Origin of the sequence: Paracidovorax anthurii, from assembly GCF_003269065.1 — a bacterium.
GTDB lineage: Bacteria > Pseudomonadota > Gammaproteobacteria > Burkholderiales > Burkholderiaceae_C > Paracidovorax > Paracidovorax anthurii.
This window is the reverse complement of the sequence record NZ_QLTA01000037.1, coordinates 42,592-53,457: the sequence shown is the minus strand read 5'-3', so window position 1 is coordinate 53,457 and position 10,866 is coordinate 42,592. Positions and strand designations below refer to the sequence as shown.

Below are 10,866 nucleotides of genomic sequence, written 5' to 3'. Positions count from 1 at the left end.
TGAACTTCACTTCTATTCTCATGAGCGTTTGTAGTGCTAAGCACTAGTTCCGAAGAACTTGGCACTCGCCATCAAACGCCCACGCTTATCGGCTGTATATTTTTAATGAACCAGAAGTCAGAATCTCTTTTTTTCTTCTCGCTTTGCTGCAATCAGCAGAGCCTCGAATTCTAACAGCTTTTTTAAAGTCCTGTCAAACTTTGTGGTTATTCGCTTTTCTCAACCGCCGCAACCTTCGTTGCAGCCGCCCCAATCAGCGAAGCCTTGAATCATACACCAGTTTTTAACACCAGCACAACTCGCAGCAGAAAGAATCTCTTCTCTCCAAAACCACCATCCTCGCCACCACCACCTCATCTCGGAAGAATCAGAGTTTCTGAGTAGCGAAGCCCGCTAGTATAGCAAGAAAAACTCACCCTATTCAAGATTCGAGCTGTTCTTCAAGCGCATCGACGAACAGCGAGGCGACATCGCAGCCCGTTTGGTCATGGATTTCCTGGAAGCAGGTCGGGCTTGTCACGTTGATCTCCGTGACACAGTCGCCGATGACGTCCACGCCCGCGAGCAGCATGCCCCGCTTGAGCAGGACAGCACCGAGGGCCTCTCCGATTTCGCGATCCCGGGCCGTCAGCGGGCGCGCCACCCCCTTGCCCCCCGCCGCCAGGTTGCCCCGCACTTCGGTTCCTTGGGGAATGCGCGCCAGGCAATAAGGCACGGGCTGACCGCCGATGATGAGGACGCGCTTGTCGCCTTCCGCTATCTCGGGAAGGAATTTCTGCACCATGACGGTCTGCGAGCCCTCGCGGTTGAGGGTTTCGATGATGCTGCCCAGATTGAGCCCGTCCGCGCCCACCCGGAAGATGCCCATTCCGCCCATGCCGTCGAGGGGCTTGAGGATGATGTCCTGGTGCTCGGCATGAAAACGTCGGATGTCCTGGGCATCGCGTGTCACCAGCGTGGGGCCGATGAACTGGGGAAACTCCATGATGGCCAGCTTTTCAGGGTGATCGCGCAAGGCCCTGGGCTTGTTGAAGACGCGCGCGCCCTCCCTCTCCGCCTGTTCGAGGAGATGGGTGGCATAGAAGTATTCGCTGTCGAAGGGGGGGTCCTTGCGCATGAGCACGCCATCGAACCCCGCCAATTCCACGTCACGTGCTCCCGACACCGCGAACCACGCGTCCGCCTCGCCCGTCAGCCGGATGTCGCGCACCCGGGCCAGGACCTTGGAGCCTTTCTGCCAGCGGACGTGCCGCGGCTCGCAAGCGCTCAGTGCGTGGCCCCTGCGCTGGGCCTCCCGCATCATGGCGAAGGTGGTGTCCTTGTAGATCTTGAAGTGCTCTAGGGGGTCGGCGATGAAGAGAAGGTTCATGGTCAGGCAGCAGGAAGGATCGCGTCAGGCACCGCGGGCGCGGCGGCGCCCGTACTGTTGCACAAATAGCGTGAACACGCCGGCCACCACGCCCCAGAATGCCGACCCCACCCCGCCGATCACGACGCCACTGAGCGTGACGAGGAAGGTGATCAGCGCCGCCTCCCGGTGGAAGTCGTCGCGCAGCGCGGAGGCCAGGCCCGAACCGATGGTCCCGAGCAGCGCCAGTCCGGCGATGGCCGCCACCAGCTCCCGGGGGAATGCGGTGAGCAGCGCCGTGACGACCGCGCCGAAGACACCGACCAGGATGTACAGCGCGCCGCAGGCCACGGCCGCGGTGTAGCGGCGGGAGCGGTCCTCGTGCGCCTCGGGCCCCATGCACATGGCGGCGGTGATGGCGCTGAAGTTGAGGGCGAAGGCACCGAATGGCGCGAGCACCAGCGTGGCGAGGCCGGTCATCGCGACCAGGCGGGATACCGGCAGGCGATAGCCGGCCGCCCGGATGACGGCCACGCCCGGGAGGTTCTGCGAGGCCATCGTGACGATGAAGAGCGGCAGCGCCAGCCCCACGAAGGCCGCGATGCTGAATTCGGGGCGGGTGAAAACCGGCACGGCCCATCCGGACGCCACCGCCGGCCAGGCCATCTGGCCACGGGCGGCGGTGAAAGCCACGGCCACGGCCAGCGTGAGCACGATGGCATAGCGCGGCAGCAGGCGGCGGGCGAGCAGGTAGCTCACCAGCATGAGCAACACGAGGGGCAGCGCCGTCTCGGCAGCGGCGAAGGCCTGCATGCCGAAGCGCGCCAGGACCTCGGCCAGCAGGGCGGAGGCGATCTCCACCGGAATCCGGTCCATGACGCGCTCGAACCAGCCGGTCGCCCCAGCGACCGTGATCATGGCGGCGCAAAGCATGAATGCCCCCACGGCCTCGCCCATGGAATACCCTCCCGCCAGCCCCGCAGCGGCCAGCACGGCGGCGCCGGGCGTGGACCACGCCACCATCACGGGCTGGCGCAGGATGAGCGAGGGAACCAGGGAGCACAGCCCCATGCCCAGCCCAAGGGCCCACATCCACGAGCTGATCTGGGCGGTGGTGGCCCCGAAGGCCTGGGCGGCCTGGAAGACGAGGGCAGCGGAGCTGGTGAAGCTGACCAGCACCGCCACGAAGCCGGCCGTGGCCGCCGACAGGCTGAGATCTCTGAAGAAGGAGCGCATAGGGGGCGCATTCTGTCACCCCTGCATTCACTCCTATTTCGATAGCAAACTATGCAGCAAACACGGCGACATAGGCCCCAAAACCCTCAAATCTCGATCTTGGACCCCAGTTCCACCACGGAATTGCCGGGCAGGTTGAGGAAGCCCGCGGCACCGCTCGCGTTGTGGTGCATCTGGGCGAAGAGCTTCTCGCGCCAGGGAGCCATGCCGCTGCCGATGGTGGGGATCACGACGTCGCGGGACAGGAAATAGCTGGTGGTCATCGGTTCCAGCTCGCACCCCCGGCCGCGCATGAGTTCGAGGGCGCCGGGCAGGTCGGGGTCGTTCTTGAAGCCGTAATGCACCACCACCTGCCAGCAGTCGCCGCCCAGGGGCTCGACCTGCAGGCGGCGGTCCAGGCCGATCCAGGGCACCTCGTGGCTGCGCACCGTGACGAACAGGTTCTGCTGGTGCAGCACCTTGTTGTGCTTGAGGTTGTGCAATAGCGCATTGGGCACGGCGCCGGGCTCGGCGGTCAGGAACACGGCGGTGCCATCCACGCGCGTGGGCGGGCTGACGAAGACGGCGGTGAGGAAGTCCCTGAGGTCGATGGCGTCTGCGCGCAGCTTCTCGTTGAGCAGCGCGCGGCCGCGCTTCCAGGTCATCATGAGCGTGAAGACGATGGAGCCGATCATCAGCGGGAACCAGCCGCCCTGCAGCAGCTTGAGCAGGTTGGAGGCGAAGAAGGCCAGGTCCACGAGGAAGAAGAACCCCGTCGCGCCGATGCACAGCGCCAGCGGGTAGCGCCAGCCGTAACGGATGACGAAGAAGGTGAGCACGGTGGTGATGAGCATGTCCAGCGTCACGGCGATGCCGTAGGCGGCCGCGAGGTTGCTGCTGGAGCGGAACATGACCACGGCCATCACGATGGCGAGGAACAGCACCCAGTTGACGAACGGGATGTAGATCTGCCCGGTGTCGCGCACGCTGGTGTGCAGGATGTTCAGGCGCGGCAGGTAGCCCAGCTGGATGACCTGCTTGGTCACGCTGAAGGCGCCGGTGATGAGGGCCTGCGACGCGATGACGGTGGCCATGGTGGCCAGGATCACCAGGGGGATGAGCGCCCAGTCGGGTGCCATCATGAAGAACGGGTTCTTGACGGCCTCGGGCTCGGCGAGCAGGAGCGCGCCCTGCCCGAAATAGTTGACGGTGAGCGCCGGCATGGCGACGCTGAACCAGGCGAGCCGGATCGGCTTCTTGCCGAAGTGGCCGAGGTCGGCGTAGAGGGCCTCGGCGCCCGTCACGCAGAGGACCACGGCCCCCAGGATGATGAAGCTGGTGCCGGGGTTGTTCCAGATGAAGCCGAGCGCGTGGTGCGGGCTCAGGGCGCCGAGGATCTCCGGGTGCCCGATGATGTGCGGCACCCCGAGCACGCCGATGGAGGCGAACCACACGAGCGTGACGGGCCCGAAGTACCTCCCGATGCCGCCGGTGCCGCGCTTTTGCACGGCGAAAAGGCAGAACAGCACGACCAGCGTGAGGGGAATGACGGCCTTGCCGAAGTGGGGCGACACCACCTCCAGGCCTTCCACGGCAGACAGCACGGAGATCGCCGGGGTGATGACGCCGTCGCCATAGAAGAGCGAGGTGCCGAAGATCCCGATGCCCAGGAGCACGCCGCGCAGCCGGGGCTTGTCCTTCACGGCCTGCGAGGCCAGCGCGAGCATGGCGATCAGGCCGCCTTCGCCGTTGTTGTCGGCCCGCAGCACGAGCACGACGTATTTCAGCGAGACGATGGTGGTCAGTGTCCAGAAGAGGATGGAGAGAACGCCGTAGACGTTCTGGGGCGTGAAGGCCACGTGGCCCGAGCCGAACACTTCCTTGACCGCATACAGCACGCTGGTGCCGATGTCGCCGTACACGACGCCGATGGCACCGAGCGTGAGCGCCGCAAGCGAGGATTTGGAGCTTTGCACTGCAGGGCCCGCCGGCGCGGCGCCGGGCGGGGTTCCGGTAATGGGGGACCGCTATTGTGACAAGTTGTCGCAGCCGGCTCCGGAGTGGCCATTCCTTGTTGCAGCGCAGCAACTGCCCCTGGCGCCGCGTGCCCGCCCGTGGCAGGCGCCGGGCGGGAGCGCGAGCGGGGTCACTCGTAGATTTCGGCCTCGGGGTTGGTGGCTTCGAGTTCGTAGCTGGCCGCCAGCATGGCCAGGCGCGCGATCACGCCATACATATAGAAGCGGTTGGGCGCGCTCGCGCCGGGGCGGGCGCCGGGCTGGGGCAGGTGGGTGCTGTGCTCGAAGGCGAGCGGCACGAAGCTCGCGCCGGGGGCGTTGAGGTTCTCGTCCACGCCGCGCTCGGCGTGCATGCGGTAGAAGCCGCCGACCACGTAGCGGTCCATCATGTAGACGACGGGCTCGGCCACGGCCTCGTGCACGCGCTCCTGGGTGAGCACGCCTTCCTGGATGATGACGTCGGAGACCGTCTGGCCGTCCTTGATGATGGCCATCTTGTTCTTGGTCTTGCGATTGATCGCGTCGAGCTCCTTCGCGTCGCGCACGGTCATGACGCCCATGCCGTAGGTGCCGTTGTCGGCCTTGACGATGACGAAGGGCTTCTCGTTGATGCCGTATTCCTTGTACTTGCGCCGCACCCTGGCCAGTTGGGCGTCCACCGCCGTGCGCAGGGCGTCCAGGCCGGAGCCTTCCGTGAAATCGAGGCCCTCGCAATGCCCGAAGAGCGGGTGGATGAGCCACGGGTCGATGCCCAGCAGCTTGCCGAAGCGCTTGGACACCTCTTCGTAGCTCTGGAAGTGGCGGCTCTTGCGGCGCACGCTCCAGCCCGCGTGCAGCGGCGGCAGCAGGTATTGCTCGTGCAGCTCCTCCAGGATGCCCGGCGGGCCGGCGGAGAGGTCGTTGTTGAGCAGGATGGTGCAGGGGTCGAAGTTCTTGAGGCCCAGTCGCCCCTTGTTGCGCACCACGGGCTCCAGCGTGACGGATTCACCGGTGGGCAGCGTGACGGTGGTGGGCTTCTTGATCTCGGGGCTGATGGAGCCCACGCGCACGTTGAGCCCGGCCATGTTGAAGATGCGCTGCAGCTGGATCACGTTCGCGAGGTAGAACGTGTTGCGGCTGTGGTTCTCGGGCACGATGAGCAGGTTGCGCGCCTCGGGGCAGATCTTCTCGATCGCGGCCATGGCGGCCTGCACGGCCAGCGGCAGCATCTCGGTGGTGAGGTTGTTCCAGCCGCCGGGAAAGAGGTTGGTGTCCACCGGCGCGAGCTTGAAGCCGGCGTTGCGGATGTCCACCGAGGTGTAGAACGGCGGCGTGTGCTCCATCCACTCCAGCCGGAACCAGCGCTCGATCGCGGGCATGGCGTCCAGGATGCGCTGCTCGAGCTCGTTGATCGGCCCCGTGAGGGCGGTGATGAGATGCGGAACCATGGGAACCCTCGAAAAACGGGGAATGCGGCGAAGCGCCGAAAGTGGAGTCGATTGTAGGGATTTGGGGGCACGGACCGGGTTCGCAAGCCCCCTTGGGGGCCGCCGCGCGCCGGCCCCGGCGCCGCGCTCACCGCCGCCAGAACGCGGGGGTGAGCAGGGCCATGAAGCTCAGGATCTCCAGGCGCCCGAGCAGCATGGCGAGCGTGCAGACCCAGAGCTGGAAATCGGTCAGCACCGCGTAGTTGGCCGCCGGCCCGACCAGGCCCAGCCCCGGCCCGGTGCAGTGCACGCTGGCGATGACGGCGCTGAAGGCGGTGACCACGTCCAGGTCGGTGAGCAGCAGCACCATGCTGAGCACGGTGATGGTGGCGCCATAGACCAGCATGTAGGCGAGCACCGAGAAGATCATGCGGTTCTCGACCACCGCGTGGCCCAGCCGCACGGGCTGCACGGCACGCGGGTGCACGAGGCGCGTCATCTCGCGGCGCGCCTGCTGCAGCAGGATGAGCACGCGCACCATCTTGATGCCGCCGCCCGTGGAGCCCGCGCTGGTGGCCACGCCCGAGAGCATCAGCAGGAACACGGGCGCGAACACCGGCCAGCCCAGGTAGTCGGTGGTGGCGAAGCCCGTCGTGGTGGCCACCGACACGGTGTGGAAGAACCCGTGGCGCAGCGCGTCCGGCAGGCCGTAGACGCCCTTGGCCCAGAGCAGCAGCGCCACGAAGAGGCTGCTGCCCAGCAGCGTGCAGACGGTGGCGCGCAGCTCCGGGTCGCGCCAGCAGGTGCGCCAGTGGCCCTTGCGCAGCGCCACGAAGTAGAGCGCGAAATTGCAGCTCGCCAGCACCATGAACACCACCGCCACGGCCTCCAGCAGCGGCGACTGGAAGTGGCCGAAGCTCGCGTCGTAGGACGAGAGCCCGCCCAGGCTCACGGTGGCGAACATGTGCATGAGCGCATCGGGCACGGACATGCCCCCCGCCCAGAAGGCCAGCGCGCAGGCGAGCGAGAAGACGGCGTACACGCCCCAGAGCCCCTTGGCGGTCTGGGTCATGCGCGGCGTGAGCTTGGTGTCTTTCACGGGGCCCGCCGCCTCGGCCTTGAAGAGCTGGCTGCCGCCCACGCCGAGCAGCGGCAGCACCGCCACGGCCAGGATCAGGATGCCCATGCCGCCGATCCACTGCATGAAGGTGCGCCACATGTTGACCGACAGCGGCAGCGTGTCCAGCCCGGCCAGTACCGTCGAGCCCGTGGTGGTGAGGCCAGAGACCGCCTCGAAATACGCATGCGTGAACGAGATGGGCCGGCCGATGGCGTGCAGCGCCACGATCAGGGGCAGCGCCGCGAACAGCGGCAGCACGAGCCAGACCATGGAGACCAGCATCACGCCGTGGCGCGGCTGCAGCTCGCGCGCGTGGCGCCGCAGCCCGAACCACAGCGCGCCGCCGCTCGCGAGCGTGAGCGCCAGGCCGGCGGCATAGACCGGCCAGAGGCTCTCGCCAGCCCACCACGCGGCGGCGAGGGGCACGCCCAGCGCCAGCGAGAACATCGCCAGCAGCGCGCCGAACACGCGCAGCACGGGCAGCAGGTCCACGAGGGCGTCGGAGACGGCGGGCGACACCATCGGCGCGGTCAGAAGAAGGTGGCGCTCACGCGGAAGGCCTTCTCGACCTCCCGCACGAGCCGCTTGTGGGGCAGGAAGAAGACCACGTGGTCGCCGCTCTCGATCACCGTGTGGCTGTGCGGAATGATCACCTCGGGCTCGCCCGGCGGCACGGAGGCGCCGTCGCCCCCGTCGGCCGAGGCGCCCTCGGAGAGGCCGCGCACGATGAGGCCCATGTGCACGTCGTGCGGCAGGTGGATGTCGGCCACCTTGCGGCCGACCACGCGCGAGCTCTTGCGGTCGCCGCGCGCCACGATCTCCAGCGCCTCGGCCACGCCACGGCGCAGGCTGTGCACGGCCTGCACGTCGCCGCGGCGCACGTAGGCCAGCAGCTCGCCCAGCATGGCCTGCGCGGGCGAGAGGGCGATGTCGATCTGCGTGCCGTGCATCAGGTCGGCGTAGGAGCGGCGGTTGATGAGCGACAGCACCCGGCTCGCGCCCATGCGCTTGGCGAGCAGGCAGGCCATGATGTTGTCCTCGTCGTCATCGGTGAGCGCGAGGAAGAGGTCCACCTCTTCGATGCACTCGTCGCCCAGCAGGTCCTCGTCGGTGGCATCGCCCTGCAGCACCAGCACCTCGGGGGGCAGCGCCGAGGCCAGTTCGATGCAGCGCTCGGGGCTCGCCTCCAGGATCTTCACGTGGAAGCCGCCCTGCTGCGCGAGCTGGCGCGCCAGCCGCAGGCCCACGCGCCCGCCGCCCGCGACCATGATGCGGCGCACGGGCCGCAGCGGCAGGCCGTCGCGCCGGTGCAGCGCGGCGAGCACCCGCGGGATCGTCTCGCGCGCCGCCAGCACGAAGACCTCGTCGCCCGCCTCGATGCGCGTGGCGCCGTCGCAGGCCACGAAGCGGTCGGGCTCCTCGGGAAAGCGGCGGTAGATCGCCACCACGCGCATGGCCACGTCGGGGGCGCTCGCGCGCATGTCGGCGATGCGCATGCCCACCACGGGCGCGCCGGCCCGGGCCCGCACCGACACGAGGCAGGCGCGCCCGCCCGCGAACTCGCGCACCTGCAGCGCCTCGGGGTACTGCACGAGCTTGCCGATGTAGCGCGTGAGCGATTCCTCGGGGCAGATGATGCGGTCCACCGCGAAGCCGTCCTTGCCCATCAGCAGGGCGCTGCGCCCGTCGCCGGTGTCGAAGCCGGAGGAGCGCACGCGCGCGATGCGGGTCGGCACGTTGAAGAGGAGCTGCGCGACCTTGCAGCACACGAGGTTGGTCTCGTCCAGCGCGGCGCAGGCGATGAGCAGGTCGGTGTCGGCCGCGCCCGCTTCCGCGAGCACCTCGGGGTCGATGCCGTCGCCCACCACGCCGCGCAGGTCGAAGCGCGACTCCAGGTCGCGCAGGCGCTGCGCATCGGTGTCGATGACGGTGATGTCGTTCTGCTCGGACACCAGGCTGTCGGCCACGCTCTGGCCCACGCGGCCCGCGCCCAGGATGATGATCTTCATGCGGAGAACGAAACGGGAATGGAGCGGCCCGGGCGCCCTCGCGGCGCGCCCGGCCCTGGGGCCTCAGCTGCGGATGTCGCCCTCGCCGAGCACCACCCACTTGAGCGAGGTGAGCCCCTCGATGCCCACGGGGCCGCGCGCGTGGAACTTGTCGGTGCTGATGCCGATCTCGGCGCCCAGGCCGTATTCGAAGCCGTCGGCGAAGCGCGTGCTCGCGTTCACCATCACGCTGGCCGAATCGACCTCGCGCAGGAAGCGCTGGGCGTGCATGTGGTCGCGCGTGAGGATCGCGTCGGTGTGGTGGCTGCCGTAGCGGTTGATGTGGGCAATGGCTTCGTCCAGGCCCTCCACCACCTTGATGCTGATGATGGGCGCGAGGTATTCCTCGCACCAGTCCTGCTCGGTGGCCGGCGCGAGCACGGCGCCGGGCACGCTGGCCAGCAGTGCCAGCGACTCGGGGCAGCCGCGCATCTCCACGCCCTTGGCGGCATAGACGGCGCCGATCTGCGGCAAAAACTCCGCCGCCACGCCGCGCGCCACGAGCAGGCCCTCGCTCGCGTTGCAGGGGCTGTATTTCTGGGTCTTGGCGTTGTCGGCCACCCTCACGGCCATGGCGACGTCGCAGGGGTCGTCGACATAGGTGTGGCAGTTGCCGTCCAGGTGCTTGATGACGGGCACCTTGGCCTCGCGGCTGATGCGCTCGATGAGGCCCTTGCCGCCGCGCGGGATGATGACGTCCACGTACTGCGGCATGGCGATGAGGTGGCCCACGGCCTCGCGGTCGGTGGTCTGCACGAGCTGCACGGCGTCGCCGGGCAGGCCGGCCTCGGCCAGCGCCTCCTGCACGAGCCGCGCGAGCGCGCGGTTGGAGTCGATGGCCTCGGAGCCGCCGCGCAGGATGCAGGCGTTGCCGCTCTTGATGCTCAGGCTGGCGGCCTCGATGGTCACGTTGGGGCGGCTCTCGTAGATCATGCCGAACACGCCGATCGGCACGCGCATCTGTCCCACGCGGATGCCGCTGGGCTGCTGGCGCATGCCGGAGATCTCGCCGATCACGTCGCCCATGGCGGCGAGCTGTTCGCAGCCGAGCGCGCAGGTCTCCAGCACCTTGGGGGTGAGCTTGAGCCGGTCCACCATCGGCTCGGCGAGGCCGGCGGCGCGGGCCCGGTCGAGGTCGCGGGCGTTGTCCGCCTGCAGCGCGGCGGTGCTCTCGCGCAGGCGGCGGGCCAGCGCCAGCAGCGCCCGGTTCTTGACGGCCGATGGCGCCCGGGCCATCAGGGCGGAGGCAGCCTTGGCCTGGGAACCGAGGGCATGGAGGGTTTCGGCGATGTGGGACGCGTTCATGGGCGCGATTTTGACGCATCGGTCCATCGCCCGCGCGGCGTCGGGTTTCCCGGGGGCGCCGGCTGCTACCCTCGCGCCATGACCCATCCGCCCGCCGCCGCGTTGCACGGCCCTGCCCCCGCCGACCCGTTGTCCGCCTTCGCCGAGGCCCTCGCGGCCCTGCGGGACACGCGCATCACCCCGCACGCCTTCAGCGAACAGGCGCGGGCCCAGGCCGCCCGGCTGCCGGCACTGCCGCCGCGCTATGCGCAGGTGCTCTCGGACCTGCTGGACCGGCTCGAATCCAGCGCGCTGTTCTCGGAGGAAAGCTGCTCCTTCAGCCAGCGCGGCCTGATCGAGGGCCTGGAAACCTGGGCGGCGCGGGCGCGCGAGCAGCTCGCCCGCCCACCCGGGAGCTGAGCCCGGCACC

At 68.3% G+C, this 10,866-nt stretch carries 8 protein-coding genes; 1 reads left to right on the top strand and 7 read right to left on the bottom strand.

What is annotated here, in order from left to right; all coding sequences use genetic code 11:
• Positions 1 to 421: 421 nt before the first annotated feature.
• From gshB to AX018_RS16860, 7 genes are all read right to left on the bottom strand, one after another.
• Positions 422 to 1,369 carry a glutathione synthase gene (gene gshB / locus AX018_RS16890; RefSeq protein WP_111879524.1) on the bottom strand — a complete coding sequence of 316 codons (948 nt, stop codon included), beginning with the start codon at positions 1,367 to 1,369 and terminating at the stop codon, positions 422 to 424.
• Positions 1,370 to 1,393: 24 nt separating this feature from the next.
• Positions 1,394 to 2,584 carry a benzoate/H(+) symporter BenE family transporter gene (locus tag AX018_RS16885; RefSeq protein ID WP_111879522.1) on the bottom strand — a complete coding sequence of 397 codons (1,191 nt, stop codon included), beginning with the start codon at positions 2,582 to 2,584 and terminating at the stop codon, positions 1,394 to 1,396.
• An 86-nt stretch (positions 2,585 to 2,670) separates the two neighbouring features.
• Entirely contained in the window at positions 2,671 to 4,539 is a 1,869-nt protein-coding gene (locus tag AX018_RS16880) for a potassium transporter Kup (RefSeq protein ID WP_111879521.1), read from the bottom strand.
• Positions 4,540 to 4,709: 170 nt separating this feature from the next.
• Positions 4,710 to 6,005 carry a glutamate--cysteine ligase gene (gene gshA, locus AX018_RS16875; RefSeq protein WP_111879520.1) on the bottom strand — a complete coding sequence of 432 codons (1,296 nt, stop codon included), beginning with the start codon at positions 6,003 to 6,005 and terminating at the stop codon, positions 4,710 to 4,712.
• Between the two features lie 127 nt (positions 6,006 to 6,132).
• Entirely contained in the window at positions 6,133 to 7,626 is a 1,494-nt protein-coding gene (locus AX018_RS16870; protein ID WP_111879519.1) for a TrkH family potassium uptake protein, read from the bottom strand.
• A gap of 8 nt (positions 7,627 to 7,634) precedes the next feature.
• Positions 7,635 to 9,113 carry a Trk system potassium transporter TrkA gene (gene trkA / locus AX018_RS16865; RefSeq protein WP_111879518.1) on the bottom strand — a complete coding sequence of 493 codons (1,479 nt, stop codon included), beginning with the start codon at positions 9,111 to 9,113 and terminating at the stop codon, positions 7,635 to 7,637.
• 63 nt (positions 9,114 to 9,176) lie between these two features.
• Positions 9,177 to 10,484 (bottom strand): glutamate-5-semialdehyde dehydrogenase, encoded by a 1,308-nt coding sequence (locus AX018_RS16860; protein WP_111879517.1) that lies wholly within the window; start codon positions 10,482 to 10,484, stop codon positions 9,177 to 9,179.
• A gap of 51 nt (positions 10,485 to 10,535) precedes the next feature.
• On the opposite strand from AX018_RS16860, the gene AX018_RS16855 reads away from it, so the two are divergent.
• Positions 10,536 to 10,856, top strand: coding sequence for a hypothetical protein (locus AX018_RS16855; RefSeq protein ID WP_245951617.1), 321 nt, complete (start codon positions 10,536 to 10,538; stop codon positions 10,854 to 10,856).
• Positions 10,857 to 10,866 lie beyond the last annotated feature (10 nt).